19 protein-coding genes are annotated in these 18,252 nt (G+C 69.5%); 9 read left to right on the forward strand and 10 right to left on the reverse strand.

Going from position 1 to position 18,252, the window contains the following annotated elements:
* Window positions 1–39 precede the first annotated feature (39 nt).
* The 7 genes from crcB (KCH87_RS26120) to KCH87_RS26150 form a co-directional block, all read right to left on the reverse strand.
* Window positions 40–414 (reverse strand): fluoride efflux transporter CrcB, encoded by a 375-nt coding sequence (gene crcB / locus KCH87_RS26120; protein ID WP_210588697.1) that lies wholly within the window; start codon window positions 412–414, stop codon window positions 40–42.
* A complete protein-coding gene (locus tag KCH87_RS26125; protein ID WP_210588698.1) occupies window positions 411–791 on the reverse strand; it encodes a DUF190 domain-containing protein in 381 nt (126 codons plus the stop codon). The genes crcB (KCH87_RS26120) and KCH87_RS26125 overlap by 4 nt, the downstream gene beginning before the upstream one ends.
* On the reverse strand, window positions 788–1,237 hold the full coding sequence (gene crcB / locus KCH87_RS26130) for a fluoride efflux transporter CrcB (RefSeq protein WP_210588699.1): 450 nt from the start codon (window positions 1,235–1,237) through the stop codon (window positions 788–790). The genes KCH87_RS26125 and crcB (KCH87_RS26130) overlap by 4 nt, the downstream gene beginning before the upstream one ends.
* Window positions 1,238–1,377: 140 nt before the next feature.
* On the reverse strand, window positions 1,378–2,340 hold the full coding sequence (locus KCH87_RS26135; RefSeq protein WP_210588700.1) for an SMP-30/gluconolactonase/LRE family protein: 963 nt from the start codon (window positions 2,338–2,340) through the stop codon (window positions 1,378–1,380).
* Window positions 2,341–2,375: 35 nt separating this feature from the next.
* A complete protein-coding gene (locus KCH87_RS26140) occupies window positions 2,376–2,663 on the reverse strand; it encodes a helix-turn-helix domain-containing protein (RefSeq protein ID WP_210588701.1) in 288 nt (95 codons plus the stop codon).
* Window positions 2,664–2,845: 182 nt separating this feature from the next.
* On the reverse strand, window positions 2,846–4,405 hold the full coding sequence (locus tag KCH87_RS26145; protein ID WP_210588702.1) for an arabinogalactan endo-1,4-beta-galactosidase: 1,560 nt from the start codon (window positions 4,403–4,405) through the stop codon (window positions 2,846–2,848).
* A gap of 116 nt (window positions 4,406–4,521) precedes the next feature.
* Window positions 4,522–6,543, reverse strand: a complete 2,022-nt coding sequence (locus KCH87_RS26150) for a beta-galactosidase (protein ID WP_210588703.1) — start codon at window positions 6,541–6,543, stop codon at window positions 4,522–4,524.
* A 182-nt stretch (window positions 6,544–6,725) separates the two neighbouring features.
* Between KCH87_RS26150 and KCH87_RS26155 the strand changes: the two genes are divergently transcribed.
* From KCH87_RS26155 to KCH87_RS26180, 6 genes are all read left to right on the forward strand, one after another.
* Window positions 6,726–8,054, forward strand: coding sequence for an ABC transporter substrate-binding protein (locus KCH87_RS26155; protein ID WP_210588704.1), 1,329 nt, complete (start codon window positions 6,726–6,728; stop codon window positions 8,052–8,054).
* Complete coding sequence (locus tag KCH87_RS26160; RefSeq protein WP_210588705.1) at window positions 8,051–8,974, forward strand: carbohydrate ABC transporter permease; 924 nt, start codon at window positions 8,051–8,053, stop codon at window positions 8,972–8,974. Before KCH87_RS26155 ends, KCH87_RS26160 begins: the two co-directional genes overlap by 4 nt.
* Window positions 8,971–9,876 (forward strand): carbohydrate ABC transporter permease, encoded by a 906-nt coding sequence (locus KCH87_RS26165; protein WP_210588706.1) that lies wholly within the window; start codon window positions 8,971–8,973, stop codon window positions 9,874–9,876. The genes KCH87_RS26160 and KCH87_RS26165 overlap by 4 nt, the downstream gene beginning before the upstream one ends.
* The gene (locus KCH87_RS26170) at window positions 9,873–10,904 is read left to right on the forward strand and encodes a LacI family DNA-binding transcriptional regulator (RefSeq protein ID WP_210588707.1); all 1,032 of its coding nucleotides are present in this window, start codon (window positions 9,873–9,875) and stop codon (window positions 10,902–10,904) included. The genes KCH87_RS26165 and KCH87_RS26170 overlap by 4 nt, the downstream gene beginning before the upstream one ends.
* A gap of 148 nt (window positions 10,905–11,052) precedes the next feature.
* Window positions 11,053–11,397 carry a VOC family protein gene (locus KCH87_RS26175; RefSeq protein WP_210588708.1) on the forward strand — a complete coding sequence of 115 codons (345 nt, stop codon included), beginning with the start codon at window positions 11,053–11,055 and terminating at the stop codon, window positions 11,395–11,397.
* A gap of 54 nt (window positions 11,398–11,451) precedes the next feature.
* Window positions 11,452–11,841 carry a MarR family winged helix-turn-helix transcriptional regulator gene (locus KCH87_RS26180; protein ID WP_210588709.1) on the forward strand — a complete coding sequence of 130 codons (390 nt, stop codon included), beginning with the start codon at window positions 11,452–11,454 and terminating at the stop codon, window positions 11,839–11,841.
* A gap of 26 nt (window positions 11,842–11,867) precedes the next feature.
* Here the strand turns inward: KCH87_RS26180 and KCH87_RS26185 are convergent, their stop codons facing one another.
* Both KCH87_RS26185 and KCH87_RS26190 read right to left on the reverse strand, forming a co-directional pair.
* Window positions 11,868–12,266, reverse strand: a complete 399-nt coding sequence (locus tag KCH87_RS26185) for an SseB family protein (protein ID WP_210588710.1) — start codon at window positions 12,264–12,266, stop codon at window positions 11,868–11,870.
* Window positions 12,267–12,361: 95 nt separating this feature from the next.
* Window positions 12,362–13,603 carry an acyl-CoA dehydrogenase gene (locus KCH87_RS26190; protein WP_210588711.1) on the reverse strand — a complete coding sequence of 414 codons (1,242 nt, stop codon included), beginning with the start codon at window positions 13,601–13,603 and terminating at the stop codon, window positions 12,362–12,364.
* Window positions 13,604–13,870: 267 nt separating this feature from the next.
* On the opposite strand from KCH87_RS26190, the gene KCH87_RS26195 reads away from it, so the two are divergent.
* Genes KCH87_RS26195 through KCH87_RS26205 form a run of 3 tightly spaced genes read left to right on the forward strand, consistent with a single transcriptional unit; the run spans window position 13,871 to window position 17,448 of the window.
* Window positions 13,871–15,292, forward strand: coding sequence for a family 2B encapsulin nanocompartment shell protein (locus KCH87_RS26195; RefSeq protein WP_210588712.1), 1,422 nt, complete (start codon window positions 13,871–13,873; stop codon window positions 15,290–15,292).
* Between the two features lie 5 nt (window positions 15,293–15,297).
* A complete protein-coding gene (locus tag KCH87_RS26200; RefSeq protein WP_308298917.1) occupies window positions 15,298–16,536 on the forward strand; it encodes a family 2 encapsulin nanocompartment cargo protein terpene cyclase in 1,239 nt (412 codons plus the stop codon).
* 42 nt (window positions 16,537–16,578) lie between these two features.
* On the forward strand, window positions 16,579–17,448 hold the full coding sequence (locus KCH87_RS26205; protein WP_247196846.1) for a geranyl diphosphate 2-C-methyltransferase: 870 nt from the start codon (window positions 16,579–16,581) through the stop codon (window positions 17,446–17,448).
* Window positions 17,449–17,512: 64 nt separating this feature from the next.
* Here KCH87_RS26205 and KCH87_RS26210 read toward each other — a convergent pair whose 3' ends face one another.
* On the reverse strand, window positions 17,513–18,193 hold the full coding sequence (locus tag KCH87_RS26210) for a DUF899 family protein (protein WP_210588713.1): 681 nt from the start codon (window positions 18,191–18,193) through the stop codon (window positions 17,513–17,515).
* Window positions 18,194–18,252: the final 59 nt, after the last annotated feature.

Genomic DNA, 18,252 nt, shown 5'->3' on the forward strand with positions numbered 1-18,252 from the left:
GTGAACAGTCTTACCGCGCCCGGGTGTGATCCCGCGGGACTACGCCCACACCGTCTGGGCGATCCACACCCCGGCGAACGCGGCGCCGAGCCCGGCCGCCACGCTCCCGGCGACGTTGGCGGCGGCGTAGAGCCCCGCCCCGGTCTCCGTCAGCCGCAGGGTCTCGTACGAGAAGGTCGAGTACGTCGTCAGGGCCCCGCACAGACCGGTGCCGAGCAGCAGCTGGACGTGGGAGTTCGCGACGCCGACCGCCGCCGCACCGGTCAGCAGGCCGAGGATCAGGGAGCCGGCGACGTTCACCGCGAGGGTGCCCCAGGGGAACACCGAGTCGTGCCTGGACTGCACCGCGCGGTCGGTGAGGTAACGGAGTGGGGCGCCGACCACGGCACCCGCGACGACCAGCAGCCAGTTCACAACGCCTTCTTACCCTTCGCGTCCGATTCGCCCGATCCGGTGTCGCGGCCGATGTACCGGATGACCTCGCAGCCGTCGAGGATGACGAGTCCTTCGGAGACTAGTTCGTCGAGCTGCGGCAGAAATCCGCGGACGCGCTCCTCGCTGTCCACGATCACGATCGCGACGGGCAGGTCCTCGCTCAGGGACAGCAGCCGCGAGGTGTGGATCAGGGAGGACGCGCCGAAACCCTCGATGCCGCGGAAGACGCTGGCACCCGCGAGGCCCGCCGCGCGGGCCCGGTGCACGATCTCCGTGTAGAGCGGCTTGTGGTGCCAGGTGTCGTTCTCGCCGATGAAGACGGTCACCCGTAGAACACCGCCGGTCAGCCTCGTCATGACTGCCTCCACTTCAGCACCCGGCGCGTCGCCGTGGCCGCGAGCCACACCGCGGTGAGCGCGGCGAGCAGGGTCGCGGCAAGGTAGACCAGTGCCGTATGGGTGTGGCCCGTGTCCACCAGTTTCTGGATGTCGACGGCGTACGTCGAGAAGGTGGTGAATCCGCCGAGCACACCGGTGCCGAAGAAGGGGCGCACCAGGCGGTGAGCGGCCCATATGTCGGTGATCACCACCATGAACACGCCGATCACGGCACAGCCGACGACGTTGGTCCAGAAGGTCGCCCAAGGGAAATCGCCCGAGTGCGCGGGCAACCAGAGGGAGACCGCGTAGCGCGCCACCGCGCCGATGCCTCCGCCGAGCGCGATGACGGCGACGACGGGCGCCTGACCGCGCAGGGCGGTCCGGCGTGGCGTACGGAGGCTTGTGGTCCTGGGGGCTGTCACGTCGCGCGTCTCCTACTGCGGTCTCCAGTAGGGACCGTTGGCGGCGCCGGTGCCGCGGTTCGAGTACGGCGGGCCCCACCGCCGTGCCGCGAGGAGTGATCGCGGCCGGCCATCAGCGTAACTCCGGCGGTTCGCCGGGGTCACTTCGTGACCGGCGCCTCACACACGGCCACGCCCCGCTCCCACAGGCTGCCGAGGATCAGATGGCCGTCGGTCTCGCAGACGCTGGTGACCATACGGAAGCGCGAGTGGCGGCGGGTGAGGTGGTGCACGACGGTGCCCTCGTCGTCGTACGCCAGCACGCCGGCCCACGCCGTCGGGCGGTACGGTGCGCGCACGGCGAGGCGTGCGGCGCCGCGGCGGACCGCGGGGCCGGCGCGGTGGAGCAGGTCGAGCGGAGGGACACGCGGTCCGGCCAGGGACACCCATACCGGCCCGTCCGGTCCGGCGCGCCAGATGTTGTCGGGCATGCCGGGCAGGTCCTCGGCGAACGGTTCGGGGCGTCCCGCCTTCGGTCCGGTGAGCCAGTAGCGGGTGAGGCGGCGGGCACCGGTCTCGGCGACGACCAGGAACGATTCGTCGCCGGCGGCAGCGAGTCCGTTGGCGAACTGGAGGCCCTCAAGGAGCACTTCGGGCGCGTCCGAGCCCGGGGCGAGACGCAGGAGGCGGCCCGTTCCGGTGTGCTCGACGAGATCGCCGATCCAGTGCTCCAAGGGGTAACGGCGGCTGGAGACAGTGAAGAAGACGCTGCCGTCGGACAGGGCGATCACATTGCTGCACAGCCGCAGCCGCTCCCCCGCCACCGAGTCGACGAGGATACGGACGACACCGTCGGTGAGTCCGACGCGGAGCAGCCCGTGTACGGCGTCGCACACCAACAGGGCGTCGTCCGGGAGGAGTTCGAGTCCGAGCGGCCTGCCTCCGGTCTCGGCGAGGACCTCGACGCGCGCGGCGAACGGCTCCGTGAGTCCGTCGAGGCGCAGGATACGGCCATCCTCGACGCCGGTCAGCACGCGGCCGCGGGCGTCGGCCACCACGTCTTCGGGGCCGCGGCCGCCGATCGCGACGTAGTGGCGGGGGACGAGAGCAGTGGGACGGTCCATGCGTTCCTGCCCTTCGCCGTCGGAGCTGTGCGCCGCTACCAGCCCTTCTCGAACATCCGCGCCACCTCGGCGATCCGCACCTCGTCCCGCCGGTAGTAGGTGCGCAGCCGGATCCTCCTGGTGTGCAGCAGGCCGATGGCGGCGAGCAGGCCGAGGTGGGTTTCCGCTACCTGACGGGACACGCCGAGCTTCGCGGCGACGGCGGCCGCGCTGACTCCGTCCTCGACGGGGTTTCCGTGCCGCTGCGGCGGGAAGTGCGCGGCCGGGTCCTTGAGCCACTCCAGGATGTCCAGCCGCCGTTCACTGACGGGAGTCCTCAACATCTCGCCCCCTCCGTCCGGGCCTCCTCGGACCGCGTGTTCCCACTCTTCCGCAGTTCAGACCGCCACGTCCGGGACTTCGCCACCTTTGTCCGATATCGAACGTCCGTGCGCTCGGCACGTAGCCGCACAGGGACGGGGAAGGGCCCGGCCGCACACAGCGGCCGGGCCCTTCCGTCACGGGGTCAGCGGTGGCTGAACCATGCCATCGCCGGGAGCGGCCTGTCGTCGTAGCCGAACAGGGCCTGGTTCTCCCAGCCGTTGCCGGAGGAGGCGTCGGTGGGGTCCCAGCCGTTGCCGGTCACCGCGGTCCAGGTCGCCTCCCAGTAGAAGACGCCGAGGCCACGGCCGTTCGGGACGGCCTCCACGATGCTCGCGATGTCCTTCATCCACCGGGTCTGGCCGGCCGTCGAGGCCGCATAACCGGAGACGAGTTCACCGCTCACGTCGATGATGTTCTCGTGCGAGTCCTCGCTGTCGAGACGGAACGGGTAGGCCGTCTCGGCGACGTAGACCGGCTTGCCGTAGCGGGAAGCCGCATCGTCCAGGGTCGTCTGGAAGTCGTAGAGCGAGCCGTGCCAATAGCCGTAGTACGACAGGCCGATCACGTCGAACTTCACGCCGTTGGAGACGGCCGAGTCGAACCACCAGCGCGTGCCGGCCAGGTCCCCGCCCTTGGCGAGGTGCAGGGCCACTGTGGTGGACGAGTTGACCGCCTTGACGGCGTCGTAGCCGGAGTTGAGCAGACCGGCCAGCTGCGTCCAGTTGTCCGTGGAACCCTCGGACCACAGCATGCCACCGTTGATCTCATTGCCCACCTGGACCATGTCGGCGGTGGTGCCCTGCGCCTTCAACGCGTTCAACACGTCGTACGTGTGGTTGTACACGTCCGTCTTGAGTTGACTGTACGAGTGGCCCGCCCACGCGGCCGGCTTGGCCTGGGCGCCCGGGTCGGCCCAGGTGTCCGAGTAGTGGAAGTCGACCAGCAGCTTCATGCCCTGGGCCTTGATGCGCTTGGCCAACGCCAGCACGCGCGTCTGGTTGTTGTAGCCGTCGGCCGGGTTCACCCAGACCTTCAGGCGTGCGTAGTTCATGCCGTTCGACTTGAGGATGGCGAGGGCATCGCCGGTGGTGCCGGAACTGTTCTTGTAGACACCGCCCTTGGCCTCACTCTTGGCGAGCGAGGAGATGTCGGCACCATGGATCGACGTACTGGACGTACCCGATGCGAAGCTCAGGTCGTCAACATTGATCCAGTTGCCCGCGTTCGCATCGCTGTTGATGCTGATGGTGCACTGGTTGTTCGTCACATTGATCGGCACGACGATCCGGATCCACCCGCTGGCGGACACCGGAAGATCGGTGCGCTGCTCCGAACTCCCGCAGTTCTTCAGGGCTATGTACGCGGAGTTCTGCCCACCGCCCGAACGGACCCAGGCGGTCAGCTTGTAGTTGCCGTTGGTCAGCCCGGACAGGTACTGGTACGTCTCCACCTTGTAGGCGGCGGACGAGTAGTGGCTCAGGCGGTAACTCCCGCTGCGGCCACCGGCCTCGACGTACGAGGCGCCGGTGCTGCCGGACTCCGACCAGCCGGCCGGCGTGGCGGCTCCCGCACCGTCCGATTCGAACCCGGTGTTGGTGAGCGTGCTCGCCGCCTGCGCGGTCTGCGCGGGCAGGGCGGTGAGGGCGAGTCCGGCGGCGAGCGGCAGCAGCAGGACTCTCAGGGTGCGTCTGGGATGGAACATCGTCGTCCGTCGTCCCTTCGACGTGAAAAACGGGGATGTGGGTTCCCTCGCCAAGAAGGTGAGGGATCCCCTCCGCCCGCGGCTCTCGTGGCACGCGCGGGCGGAGGGGAGTCGGCTCAGCCGTCGAGTCGTACGACCCGCACGGCTCCCGCGGGAACCGCGAGGCGGCCCGCGGCGCGTTCGCCCGTCAGCAGTTCGGTGCCATGTGCCTCCAGCGGCACCTTGGCGTCGGACGGGCTGTGGTTGATGGCGAACAGGAAGGTGCCCGACTCACCGGTGCGGCGCACCACTTCGACGTCGTGCGGCAGGTCGGCGCGCGGAGCGATACGGGCGTCCTCGGTGGCCCAGCCGAGCAGGGCGTCCAGACCGTGCGCGTCCAGGCGGGTCGACACGTACCAGGCGGTGCCCTCGCCGAGGCGGTGCCGGGTGACGGCCGGGTGGCCCGCCGTGAGGCCGTCGGCGTACGTCCACACGGTCTCGGCGTCGCCCGGCACGACGACCTCGGTCCAGACATCACCGGTGAGTTCGGAGCCGTCCGGGCCGGTGATACGGACGGTGTCGCCCTTCAGGAGCGGCGAGAACTCCTCGACGGTCAGACCGAGGACGTCCCTGAGCGGGCCCGGGTAGGCCCCCTCGTGCACGGCGTCGTGCTCGTCGACGATGCCGGAGAAGTACGAGACGACGAGGGTGCCGCCGTTCTCGACGTACTCGCGCACGTTGTTCCCGGCGGCCTCCGTCATCAGGTACAGGGCAGGCACGACGACAAGGGGATACCTCGACAAGTCGGCTTCCGGATGGGCGAAGTCGACCGTGAGATGGCGGTCGAAGAGGGCCTCGTAGAAGGAGTCGGCACGCTCGCGTGCGTCGTGGTCCTCGGTGGGGCGCCACTGGAGGTTCTGCGCCCACCACGAGTGCCAGTCCCACAGGACGGCGACGTCGGCCCGGGTACGGGTGCCGCGCAGCAGACTCAACGAGTCGATGGAGGCGCCGAGTTCGACGACCTCGCGCCAGACGCGGGTGTCCGTGCCGCCGTGCGGCAACATCGCCGAGTGGAACTTCTCGGCGCCGCGCCGGGACTGGCGCCACTGGAAGAACAGGGCGCCGTCCGAACCGCGTGCCACGTGTGCCAGGGAGTTGCGGGCCATCTGGCCGGGGGCCTTGGCGGGGTTGCGGGCCTGCCAGTTGACGCCCGAGGTGGAGTGTTCGAGGAGCAGCCAGGGGGCGCCGTCGGCGACGGAGCGGGTGAGGTCGGCGGCCATCGCGAGGTTGACGTGGGTGCGGCGGCCGTCGGTGATCAGATAGTGGTCGTTGGTGACGATGTCGACCTCGCGGCCCCAGGCCCAGTAGTCGACGGAGTCGCACTGGCTGAGCGCGGTCATGAAGTTCGTGGTGACCGGGATGCCGGGTGACAGACGGTGCAGGATGTCCCGCTCCATCAGGAAGTTCTCGCGCATGGTGGCGTCGGCGAACCGCTTGTAGTCCAGCGCCTGGGCCGGGTTGCCGACCGTGGGCGCAAGCCGCGGCGGGTTGATCTGCTCGAAGTCGGCGTAGCGCTGGCCCCAGAAGGCCGTGCCCCAGGCCTCGTTGACCGCGTCGACCGTCTGATACGTCGCCGCCAGCCAGCGGCGGAAGTGGGCGGCGCAGGAGTCGCAGTAGCAGGCCGAGACCGGGACACCGTACTCGTTGTGCACGTGCCACATCGCCGGCGCCGGGTGGTTGCCGTAGCGCTCGGCGAGCCGCGTGGTGATGTTCGCGGCGGCCGCGCGGTACTCGGGGTTGCTGTGACAGATCGCGGCACGGGAGCCGAACTCGTAGCGCACGCCCTCCGCGGTCACGGGCAGCGCGTCGGGGTGCGCCCGGTAGAACCAGGCGGGCGGCGCCACCGTGGGCGTGCCCAGGTCGGCGCGGATGCCGTTCTCGTGCAGCAGGTCGAGCAGGCGGTCGAGCCAGCCGAAGTCGTACTCCCCGGGCGAGGGTTCCAGCAGCGCCCAGGAGAAGATTCCGACGCTCACCATGGTGACGCCGGCCTCCCGCATCAGCCGGACGTCCTCGCGCCAGACGCTTTCCGGCCACTGCTCGGGGTTGTAGTCCCCACCGAAGGCGAGCCCGGTGAGGCCCTTGGGGTTGGTCTCCGGCATGGATCTCTCCCGTTTTGTCGATCATTTGGGAACGTGCACACACAACCGCGGCGGTGCGAGCCCAACATAACCGCACAGCAACAACCATTGACAAGTGTCCGGGATGTTTCTCTACTGTGAACGCTCACAGAAGCATGGCAGGTTCTCGCGGTAGGCGGGGACCCTGGTCAGGGGAGAGTTCCATGCCGAACACAAAGCGCCGGCGGCTCGGGAAAATCGCAGCCACGACGGTCGCCGTCACACTTGGCGCCACCGCCCTCGCCGCTTGCGGCTCGTCCGACGACGACAGCGAGACCGAATCGGGGCCGGTCTCGCTGACGTACTGGACCTGGACGCCCGGCATGGACAAGGTCGTCGACCTGTGGAACAAGGGCCAGGGCAAGAAGGACCAGATCAACGTCACGGTGAAGAAGCAGGCGTCCGGCGACACACTGGTCACCAAGATCCTCACCGCGCACAAGGCGGGCAAGGCGCCCGACCTGGTCCAGGCCGAGTACCAGGCGCTGCCGACACTGGTCAGCAATGACGCGCTCGCCGACATAGCGGGCGATGTCGGCGATGCCAAGAGCAAGTTCGCCGACGGTGTCTGGCAGCAGACGACGCTGGGCACGGACGCGGTCTACGCGGTCCCGCAGGACATCGGGCCGATGATGTTCTACTACCGCGAGGACCTGTTCAAGAAGTACGACCTGACGGTTCCGACGACCTGGGACGAGTTCGCCGAGACCGCGCGCAAGCTGAAGAAGGCGGATCCCGACACGGATCTCACGACGTTCTCCGCCAACGACTCCGGTCTGTTCGCGGGCCTCGCCCAGCAGGCAGGCGCCAAGTGGTGGACCACCGAGGGCGAGAAGTGGAAGGTCGGCATCGACAACGCGGCGACGCAGAAGGTCGCCGAGTTCTGGGGTGGCCTCGTCAAGGAGGGCGCCATCGACAACCAGCCGATGTACACCCCGGCCTGGAACAAGGCGCTCAACACCGGCAAGCAGATCGCCTGGGTCTCCGCGGTGTGGGCGCCGGGCACGCTGACCACGGCGGCGCCCGACACCAAGGGCAAGTGGGCCATGGCCCCGCTCCCCCAGTGGTCCGCGAGCGAGAACGTCACCGGCAGCTGGGGCGGCTCCTCCACCGGTGTCACCACGGACTCCAAGCACAAGGAGGCCGCCGCTAAGTTCGCCGCCTGGCTGAACACCGACGGCGCAGCCCTCAACGCGCTGGCGAAGGAGGGCGGCATCTACCCGGCCTCCACGTCCGCCCAGCTCAGCGGCGCCTTCCAGACCCCGCCGGACTACTTCTCCAACCAGGCCGACTTCTACACCGAGGCCGCCGAGATCGCCGGGACGACCGCGCCGTCCGCGTGGGGCCCGAACGTGAACGTCGCCTACACGACGTTCAAGGACGCGTTCGGCGCCGCCGCCAAGAACAAGTCGGACTTCACCGCCGCCCTGACGACGATGCAGGACGACACGGTCGCCGACATGAAGAAGCAGGGCTTCGGAGTCTCCGAGTGACCAGCGCACGCCGGACGTCGTACGGGGTCAAGGGGGCCCCGTACGCCTTCCTTCTCCCCGCCCTGATCCTCTTCGTCCTGTTCTTCGCGCTGCCCATCGGGTACGCGCTCTGGCTCAGCTTCCGCAAGGTGAAGGTCTCGGGTCTCGGCCTCGGTGCCGGTGCCCGCTCGGAGGTCTGGGCCGGTGTGGAGAACTACACCGACGCCCTCACCGACAGCGAACTCCTGGACGGCGCGCTGCGCGTGCTGGGCTACGGCTGCATCGTCGTCCCGGTGATGCTGGGCCTCGCCCTGCTCTTCGCGCTGATGATGGACACCGACAAGGTGCGGCTCGCCCCCTTCACCCGGCTCGCGATCTTCCTGCCGTACGCCATTCCCGGCGTCGTGGCGGCGCTGCTGTGGGGCTTTCTGTATCTGCCGGACGTCAGCCCGTTCTACTTCGTGCTCGACAAGCTCGGTATGCCGCAGCCGGACCTGCTCGACGGCGGTCCGCTGTATCTCGCCCTGTCGAACATCGCGGTCTGGGGCGGCACCGGCTTCAACATGATCGTCATCTACACCTCGCTCCAGGCCATCCCGGCCGAGGTGCACGAGGCCGCGAAGCTGGACGGGGCCACTCCGCTTCAGACCGCGCTGAGGATCAAGATCCCGATGGTGGCGCCCTCACTGGTGCTCACCTTCTTCTTCTCGATCATCGCGACGCTCCAGGTGTTCAGCGAGCCGACCACCCTCAAACCCCTCACCAACTCCGTGAGCACGACCTGGAGTCCGCTGATGAAGGTGTACCAGGACGCCTTCGGCAAGGGCGACATCTACGCGGCCGCCGCCCAGGCCGTGATCATCGCCCTCGTCACGCTCGTCCTGTCCTTCGGCTTCCTGCGGGCCGCGAACCGTCGTACCAAGCAGGAGGCAGCACGATGAGTTCTCTTGCCGTCCGCAAGGCCTCACCGGCCGCTGGCACCACACCCGGCACCGCCCAGGGCCCGCCGCTGCGCCGCCGTATCGCGTTCGTACCGACGATCACCCTGCTGATCGGCGCGATCTACTGTCTGCTGCCCGTCGCCTGGGTGGTGATCGCGGCCACCAAGTCCGGCAGCGAGCTGTTCTCCACGTTCACGTTCCTGCCGGGCAGCGGCTTCGCCGACAACATCAAGGACCTCAACGCCTACCGCGACGGCGTGTACTGGAAGTGGATGGGCAACTCCGCCCTGTACGCCGGTGCCGGCGCCCTGCTGTCGACGGTCGTGTCGGCGTTCAGCGGCTACGCGCTGGCGATCTACCGGTTCCGCGGCCGGGAGACGGTCTTCAACGTGCTGCTGGCGGGCGTGCTGATGCCGCCGGTGATCCTCGCCATCCCCCAGTACCTGCTCCTCGCGAAGGCCGACCTCACCGACTCGTACCTGTCCGTGCTGCTGCCGCTGATCCTGTCGCCGTACGGCGTCTACCTGGCCCGGATCTACGCCACCGGCGCCGTACCGACCGATGTGGTCGAGGCCGGGCGGATGGACGGCGCCGGCGAGTGGCGGATCTTCACCCGGGTCGCGCTGCCGATGATGGTGCCCGGTCTGGTGACGGTGTTCCTGTTCCAGTTCGTGGCCGTGTGGAACAACTTCCTGCTGCCGTTCATCATGCTCAGCGACGACGAGAAGTTCCCGATCACGCTCGGTCTCTACACACTCCTGGAGCAGGGCGCCAACACCCCGGCGCTGTACACCCTGGTGATCACCGGCGCACTTCTCGCGGTCATCCCGCTGGTCGCGCTCTTCCTGGTCATCCAGCGGTTCTGGAGCCTCGATCTGCTCTCCGGAGCCGTAAAGTCATGACCATGAGCAATACGGGGGGCCGGCGCAAACCGCCCACGATCCATGACGTGGCGCGCGAGGCAGGGGTCTCACGGGGCACCGTCTCGCGTGTGCTCAACGGCGGGCACTACGTCAGCCCGACCGCCCAGGAAGCGGTCAACGCCGCGATCCGCAAGACGGGTTACGTCGTCAACCGGCACGCCCGCTCGCTGATCACCGGGCGTTCGGACTCCATCGGCTTCCTGCTGACGGAGCCGCAGGAAAGGTTCTTCGAGGACCCCAACTTCAATGTGCTGCTGCGCGGCTGCACCCAGGCGCTGGCGGCGCACGACATCCCCCTGCTGCTGATGCTGGCGGGCACCGATGACGAACGGCGGCGCATCACGCGCTACATCACGGCCGGTCACGTCGACGGAGTGCTGCTCGTCTCCAGCCACTCCGGTGACCCCGTCGCCGAGGAACTGCGCGAGGCCGGGGTGCCGTTGGTCGCGTGCGGCAAGCCGATAGGGCTGGGTTCCAAGGTGAGTTACGTGGCCGCCGACGACCGGGACGGCGCCCGCGACATGGTGCGGCACCTGCTGTCGCTGGGGCGCCGGCGCATCGGTGTGGTCACCGGTCCGCTCGACACCCCGGGCGGCGTCGAGCGCCTGGCGGGCTACAAGGAGGTGCTCTCCGACGCGGGTACCGGCATCGACGAGCGCCTCATCGTCTCCGGCGACTACAGCCGGGCCAGCGGTGAGGCGGGCGCCGAGCGGCTGCTCGCGCAGGCGCCGGACATGGACGCCGTGTTCGTCGCCTCCGACCTGATGGCGCAGGGCGTGCTCACGGCACTGGAGCGGGCGGGGCGGCGGGTCCCGCAGGATGTCGCGGTCGGCGGCTTCGACGACTCGTCCGCCGCGCTTGCGGCCCGCCCCCAGCTCACCACCATCCGGCAGCCCTACGACCGCATCAGCGCCGAGATGGTCCGCGTGCTGCTGGCCCAGATCGGGGGCGAGGACCCGGCGGCGGTGATTCTGCCGACGGAACTGGTGAAGCGGGAGTCGACGTAACCCGGGCGCAGAGGGTGTACCGGAGCAACCGGTCAGGATCGAAGAAGCCGGCCGCCGCTCCCCCGTCCTAGCGTGAAACCAGCGCCGAAAACCCTCGGCCCGAAACCCGACGCACATCGTCGGGCCACGCTTGGCAAAGGAGTACGTCATGACCGCCGGCCTCAACACGATCATGTATCCCGTCAAGGACATCGCCAAGGCGAAGGCCCTGTTCAGCGCGCTGCTGGAGGTGGAGCCCTACGCCGACGAGCCCTACTACGTGGGGTTCAAGGCAGCCGGCCAGGACGTGGGCCTCGACCCGAACGGACACGCCAAGGGCATGACCGGGCCGGTGCCGTACTGGACCGTCACCGACATCCGGGCCCGCCTCGCGGCCCTGCTGGACGCCGGCGCGGAGCTGCTCCAGGACGTCCAGGACGTCGGCGGCGGGCGGCTCATCGCCTTCGTGAGGGACGCGGACGGGAACCTGGTCGGGCTCCTCCAGGACGCCTGAGTCCGCCTTCGAGCACCGTTCAAGCGTTGATGCATGTGCATTAACATTGCGTACATGGCAGTCGAAACGGCCGAGGCCCGGCTCGAGGAACGCTGGCGGGACATTCTGTCGGTGCACGCGCGCACGATGTGCGAGATCGATCGCGTGCTGCACCCGCACGGGCTGGGGGCGAGCGATTTCGAGGTCCTCGACATCCTCGCCACCGAGTCACCCAGGGAAGGCGACCACTGCCGGGTGCAGAACCTGGTCGGCCGGGTCCATCTCAGCCAGAGCGCGCTGTCCCGGCTCATCGGCCGGCTGGAGAAGGACGGCCTGGTGGAGCGCTCGGTGTGCGTGGAGGACCGGCGCGGCGTCTGGGTCGCCCTGACCCCGAAGGGCCGCGACCTGCACACCGAGGTACTGCCGCTACAGCGGCAGGTGCTGGCCCGGATGCTGGCCGGCTGACACCGTCCGGGCCGGGCCCGACCCGCTCAGCCGCCCGGGCGGGCCAGCAGCGTCCGCACTCCCTCAGACGTGAGCGTCAGCGGATGCCGGGAGGCACCGTCGATGGTGAGCGCCAGATCGCCGGTCGGCCACTGCGCCGCGAGGGCACCCAGGGGTACCAGGCGGTAGCGGGAGACGAACGGCAGCAACCCGGCCAGCTCCGGTTCCGAGGTGAACACGGGCACCGTCGGTTCGCCTCCCGGATGCTCGATGACCGGCAGCGCCACCGCACCGGGATCGGCGGCATCCTCCTCGCTGACATCGTCGGGCACGGGCACGAGCACATCACTGCTCGCGAGCGTGGCCAGCGCCGTCGTGTCCTCGGTGTTCTGGGCCAGCGCGTCGAGTGCGCGCTCGGCCGGGGTGGTCGTGTGGGGTGTCTCCATGGCAGATTCCCTGGTAGCGGCGGCGGTACGGCCCGCTCCGGACAGAAGCGGGCCCTGCTCGCGTACCCCATCCGGAGCAGCGCATTCATCCGGGCTCAGGGGATCAGCGGGATGTGGTGCGAGGGCAGGCCGAGGCGGTCGCAGCCGACCCGACGGTGGAGCGGTTCGGCCATGCTCGGGCCCACGTGTGTCCAGTACGTGGCCGCGTCCCGGAAGTAGCGCTGCATCCGTTCGCCGTCGCGGGCGTACCGGGAGCCGGCGGTGCGGAAGAGGATGCCCTGGAGTACGTCCCAGGCCATGCGTCCGGCGTTCAGGAACATCAGCGCGAGCCGGTTGTCCTCGGCGAGGGTGAAGGGGGCCCCGCCCATGGCGTTGCCGTGGCAGGCCTCCATCCAGTCCTCGGCGGTGCGCCGCAGCGCGGCCTCGGCCGTGTGGACGACACCCAGCGCCTCGCCCAAGTGCCGCTGGTAGTCATGGAGTTCGGAGCGGGTGCGGTCGGGTTCCATGGCAAGGGGACGGGCGGCGACGATCCGGGCGTACTCGTCGGCGGCGGCGTACGCGGTGCCGATCATGATGGCGGCCAGCTCACCGTGGAAGAAGCTCGGCGCGCGCCCGGCGTACATCGGGTTTCCGTGCAGCCGCGATCCGCTGCTGCCGCCCTCCACCGGCAGGTCGAGCAGGCTCGCCTCGATCGTGCAGTACGCGGGAATGCGGGCCTGTTCCATGTGGATGCTGTTGGATCCGCTGCCGCGCAGGCCGAGCACGCCGTACCAGTCGTCCAGGACCGTCCACACCGAGCGTGGGGCGACGAACAGCACCGGCGGTCCCGGTGGGTCGCCGGGCTTCTCGGGGGCGCGCAGGGTCTGGCCGACGTAGTGCGTGGAGTAGGGCGCGCCGGAGGAGTACGGCCAGGTGCCGTCGAGGACGATCCGGCCGTCACCGTCGGGCCGCGCGATGCCGACGGGCATGACCGTGGACGCCGCCCGGAAGTCGCCGTCCGCGCCGAAGGTCTCGTCCTGCGCCCGCTCCTCGAAGACCGAGGCGACCTGGAGGACATGGGCGGCGGTGAGCGACAGGGCCCAGCCGGTGGAGGGGCAGCCGCGGGCGATCTCGGTGACCACGCGGTAGAACACGGGCAGCGCGAACTCGTAGCCGCCGTATCGGCGCGGCTGGAGTGTCCGGTAGAAGCCGGCCCGCAGGAAGTCGTCGTGGGTGTCCTTGGGGTAGTGCGTCAACCGTTCGGTCTCCGGCTGGCGTTCGAGCAGCGCGGGCCGCAGCGCCACGGCCCGTTCGATGATCTCGTGTTCGGTCAGTCCGGGTTCGGGAGCGGCGATCACGGTGCCTCCTGGCGTGTGGGGCCGTGTCCGTTCGTGACGCGATATGAGCGATTGAACACGGCATTGCGCTTCGGGGTACCGACCGGATACCGCCAAGTAGGTGCAGACGAAGGAATCCGGGGTGGTGCGGGGGCACTTGGGTGCGGGGCGTGCCTCGTGCGCCGTCCGCCGGCATCACTCGACGGGGCCGCTCACGGGTAGCTGTAGCCGCGGAATATGACGGTCCGCAAATGGACTGTCACTCATCGCGACAGGAGAGAAGGAACCATGTCGGTCGAGACCGATACGGCGCCCCCGGCGGACGCAGCGGAACGGGCGCAGCAGAGCCTCGGGACCGCCGCCGCGCGGAACCTCGCGACCACGACCAAGTCCGTACCCCAGATGCGGGAGATCAGCTCCCGGTGGCTGACCCGCATGCTGCCGTGGGTGAACGTGCCGGGCGGCACGTACCGGGTCAACCGGCGCCTGACCTACACGATCGGCGACGGGCGCGTCACGTTCGTCAAGACGGGATCGGAGGTCAGGGTCGTCCCGGCGGAGCTGTGCGAACTCCCCTTGCTGCGCGGCTTCTCGGACGGTGACGCGCTCGGCGCACTGGCCGAGCGGTTCGAGCAGCGGGAGTACGCACCGGGCCAGGTCGTCGTGACCGCCGGCGGCCCGGCCGACCATGTGTACCTCGTGGCGCACGGCAAGGTGGAGCAGATCGGCGCGGGCCCCTACGGCGGTGAGGCGGTCGTGGGTCTGCTGGCGGACGGGGACACCTTCGGCGGCCATGTCCTCGCCGGGGCGGACGGCGCCTGGGACTTCACGGCGCGCGCCACGACGGCCACCACGGTGCTGGCGCTGCCGCGCGCGGCGTACGAGGCAGTGGCGGGCCGGCATCAGGACCTGCACGCGCACGTCTTGCAAGCCGGGTCGGACCACCACAAACCCACCAACCGGTCGGGCGAGGCCGCCATCGCGCTCAGCTCGGGGCATGTCGGCGAACCGGATCTGCCGGGCACCTTCGTCGACTACGAACTCGCCCCGCGCGAGTACGAGTTGAGCGTCGCGCAGACAGTACTGCGGGTGCACACGCGCGTGGCCGACCTCTACAACCAGCCGATGAACCAGACCGAGCAGCAACTCCGGCTGACCGTCGAGGCGTTGCGCGAACGCCAGGAACACGAGCTGGTCAACAACCGGGACTTCGGGCTGCTGCACAACGCCGACTACCACCAGCGGATCTCCACCCACTCCGGGCCGCCGACCCCGGACGACCTGGACGAACTGCTGAGCATGCGGCGCGGCACGCGATTCCTGTTCGCGCATCCGCGGGCGATCTCCGCGTTCGGCCGGGAGTGCAACAAGCGCGGCATCTACTTCGGCAGCGTCGACCTGGGCGGCCACCATCTGCCGGCGTGGCGCGGGGTGCCGATCCTGCCGTGCGGCAAGATCCCGGTGAGCCGCGCGCGCACTTCGACGATCATCGCGATGCGCACCGGCGAGGAGGACCAGGGCGTGATCGGCCTGTTCCAGACCGGGATCCCGGACGAGATCGAGCCGGGCCTGAATGTGCGGTTCATGGGCCTCAACGAGCAGGCCGTCACCTCCTACCTGGTCAGCACGTACTTCTCGGCAGCGGTGCTGGTGCCGGACGCGCTCGGCCTCCTGGAGAACGTCGAGGTCTCCCGCCCGAGCGGGAGCTGACGCCGGTGTCTGTCATCTCCAGGGCTCTGGCGCCCCCGGCGAGCCGTGAACTGGCCGAGCTGGTGGCGGCGTTGCTGTCGGCCCGGGTCACCGCGCAGCTGCGGCTGCCGTCCGCTCCGGCCGGACCGGGCACGTCGGCGGCGCGGCCGGTCGGGACCGCTCTGCCCACGCCGCCGCCCGCAGGCGTCGTACGACTGCCAGGGCCCCGCATGCCGACCGGTCCCGCAGGTCTCGGCACGTCGGCCGCCCGCGCGTTCGCCCCCGGTCCGCCTCCGGAAGTACCGCCCGTCGAGCCCGGCGCGCGGTTGCACTGTCCGCCCGCCGTCCGCGACGATCCCGCCCTGGGTGAGACCGTCAACGAGCGGCTGGTCGAGTGGGCCGAGGAGGTCGGGATCTATCCCGGCCAGCTCGACAAGGTCCACCGGGCGGACTTCGGCCGCCTGATCATGCTGGCGCATCCCGAGTCGGACGATCCCGACCGGCTGCTGGCGGCGGCCAAGTGCGCGCTGTCCGAGTGGTCCGTCGACGACCACTACATGGACGGCGAGGTGGAGGTGGCCCGGCCGGAACTGCTCGGGCAGCGCCTCGCGATCGCCCACTCGGTGATCGACCAGGCCCACCTGCCGCTGTCGTACGCCGCACGGCTGGAGGAGGTCGTCCGGGCCGACCCGGTCATGCGGGCGCTGCGCTCCGGCCTCGACGGTCTCGCCCGCTTTGCCACCACCACCCAGGTGCGCCGGCTCCGCCACGAGCTGGCGATCATGTTCGTGGCGTACAACCAGGAGGCTGTCTGGCAGACGGGCGAACAGCGGCCGCCGGTCTGGGAGTTCCTGATGCACCGGCACGAGAACAGCTTCGTGCCCTGCATGGTGCTCGTCGACGCGGTCGCCGGATACGAGGTGCCGCAGGGCGAGTTCGCCGATCCCCGCGTGCGCCGGGCGTTCACCATGGCCGGATCGGCGAGCGTCATCGTCAACGACCTCTACTCCATGGGCAAGGAGAGCCCGACGGACTTCAGCCTTCCCCGGCTGATCGCCACCGAGGACGACTGCTCCCTGGAGGAGGCCGTCGACCGCACCGTCGACCTGCACAACGAACTCATGCACACCTTCGAGGCTGAAGCGGCCGCCCTCGCCCTCACCGGCTCCCCCGAGCTGCGCCGCTTCCTGGCCGGCACCTGGGCCTGGCTCGGCGGCAGCCGCGAATGGCATGCCCGTAGCGCCCGCTACACCACGGCAGCCTGACGCCCTTTCACATCCCCTTACCAGCAAGGAGATCGATCCAGCATGTCCATCACCGAGATGCCCTCGAACACCGCACACCGCGTCCTGCGCACCGCCTACCAGAAGTCCGTCGCCGCCTACTGGAACGCCGAGAAGAACCCCGTCAACCTCCGCCTCGGTGAGGTCGACGACCTCTACCACCACCACTACGGCCTCGGCGAATACGACCCGTCCGTCCTCGAAGGCCCGGCCGGCACCCGCGAGCAGCGCATGATCGAGGAGATGCACCGGCTGGAGACCTCGCAGGCCGACGTACTCCTCGACCACCTGGGCGAGATCGAGCCCGGGGACCGTCTCCTGGACGCCGGTTCCGGCCGCGGCGGCACCAGCATCATGGCCAACGCCCGCTTCGGCTGCCATGTCGACGGCGTCAGCATCTCCGAGCAACAGGTCGGCTTCGCGGGCGACCAGGCTGCCCGGCGCGGCGTCGACGACCGAGTGCGCTTCCACTTCAAGAACATGCTCGACACCGGCTTCGACACCGGCTCGCGGCGCGGCATCTGGACCAACGAGACGACGATGTACGTCGATCTCTTCGAGCTGTACGGGGAGTTCGCGCGGCTGCTGGAGTACGGCGGCCGGTACGTGTGCATCACCGGCTGCTCCAACGACGTCCAGGGGCTGCGGTCCAAGGCGGTCAGCAGGATCGACGAGCACTACACCTGCAACATCCACCCGCGCAGTGAGTACTTCCGGGCACTGGCCGCCAACGGCCTCGTACCGATCGATGTGGTGGACCTGACGCCGGCGACGATCCCGTACTGGGAGTTGCGCGCGCAGTCCGAGGTGGCGACAGGGATCGAGGAGGCGTTCCTGGCGGCGTACAAGGAGGGCAGCTTCCACTATCTCCTGATCGCGGCCGACCGGATCTGACCTGGAGCCGGTGCGGGGGCAGCGGAGACTCCGTTGCCCCCGACGGCCGGTGCCCGACCGGCCTCTAGTAGCTCAGTGAGGCGATCCAGTCGCCCCGGCCTCGGCGGGTCAGGTCGAGGAGGTGCCATACGGGGCTGAACAGGTCGATGCCCCGCTGGTCGATGTCTTCGGACAACCGGGGGTGCACCGAGTAGAAGTGGCGTACCGACCCGTCGTCGTCGCGGGTGAACACCGACACCGTCGAGTCCTGGTTGCCGTCGGCGTCCTCGCTGCCCAGGTCGTATTTGAAGGTGCCGGCCCCGGCGCCGAGCAGACGCAGGTTCGTCCACTGCCGGTTGCGGGCGTGCGCGCGGAGTGCGGGCAGGTCGGCTGCGGCGACGATCGCGAGGTCGGCGTTCTGCGCGATGTGGCGGGCCACTCCGTTGAAACCGTCGCACCACATCGTGCACATGGGGCACGGCTCGGTCTGCTTCTTGCCGTACATGAGGTGGTAGACGACGAGGTCACGTCCGGGGCCGGTGAACAGGTCACGCAGGCGCACGGTCCGCGTCGGCGCGTCGCCGGCCTGTAGATCGGCCGGGCCTTCCTCGAAGACGTAGTCGTCGACGACAGGGCCCAGCGGCAACCGGCGGCGCAGGTCGGCGACGCGTTCACGGTGGCGCATCAGCTCGATCTCGGCGTGCCGCAGCTCCTCGCGGGCGCTGACGTATTCGGCCGACTCCCCGGTGAGATTGGTTGGACGCATCGCTACCTCCGGCCCAGCTGCCGTCCGGTGCCGCCATCGGCTCTGCCCCACCACCGTAT

Source organism: Streptomyces sp. GESEQ-35 (genome assembly GCF_017948485.1).
Classification (GTDB): domain Bacteria; phylum Actinomycetota; class Actinomycetes; order Streptomycetales; family Streptomycetaceae; genus Streptomyces.

Coding starts and splice junctions, on each gene's coding strand:
- KCH87_RS26185 (WP_210588710.1), bottom strand. CDS start 12,266: ATGGAGACACCCCACACGACCACCCCGGCCGAGCGCGCACTCGACGCG.
- KCH87_RS26210 (WP_210588713.1), bottom strand. CDS start 18,193: ATGCGTCCAACCAATCTCACCGGGGAGTCGGCCGAATACGTCAGCGCC.
- KCH87_RS26135 (WP_210588700.1), bottom strand. CDS start 2,340: ATGGACCGTCCCACTGCTCTCGTCCCCCGCCACTACGTCGCGATCGGC.
- KCH87_RS26195 (WP_210588712.1), top strand. CDS start 13,871: ATGTCGGTCGAGACCGATACGGCGCCCCCGGCGGACGCAGCGGAACGG.
- KCH87_RS26140 (WP_210588701.1), bottom strand. CDS start 2,663: ATGTTGAGGACTCCCGTCAGTGAACGGCGGCTGGACATCCTGGAGTGG.
- KCH87_RS26175 (WP_210588708.1), top strand. CDS start 11,053: ATGACCGCCGGCCTCAACACGATCATGTATCCCGTCAAGGACATCGCC.
- KCH87_RS26165 (WP_210588706.1), top strand. CDS start 8,971: ATGAGTTCTCTTGCCGTCCGCAAGGCCTCACCGGCCGCTGGCACCACA.
- KCH87_RS26180 (WP_210588709.1), top strand. CDS start 11,452: ATGGCAGTCGAAACGGCCGAGGCCCGGCTCGAGGAACGCTGGCGGGAC.
- KCH87_RS26170 (WP_210588707.1), top strand. CDS start 9,873: ATGACCATGAGCAATACGGGGGGCCGGCGCAAACCGCCCACGATCCAT.
- KCH87_RS26155 (WP_210588704.1), top strand. CDS start 6,726: ATGCCGAACACAAAGCGCCGGCGGCTCGGGAAAATCGCAGCCACGACG.
- KCH87_RS26125 (WP_210588698.1), bottom strand. CDS start 791: ATGACGAGGCTGACCGGCGGTGTTCTACGGGTGACCGTCTTCATCGGC.
- KCH87_RS26145 (WP_210588702.1), bottom strand. CDS start 4,405: ATGTTCCATCCCAGACGCACCCTGAGAGTCCTGCTGCTGCCGCTCGCC.
- KCH87_RS26150 (WP_210588703.1), bottom strand. CDS start 6,543: ATGCCGGAGACCAACCCCAAGGGCCTCACCGGGCTCGCCTTCGGTGGG.
- KCH87_RS26205 (WP_247196846.1), top strand. CDS start 16,579: ATGTCCATCACCGAGATGCCCTCGAACACCGCACACCGCGTCCTGCGC.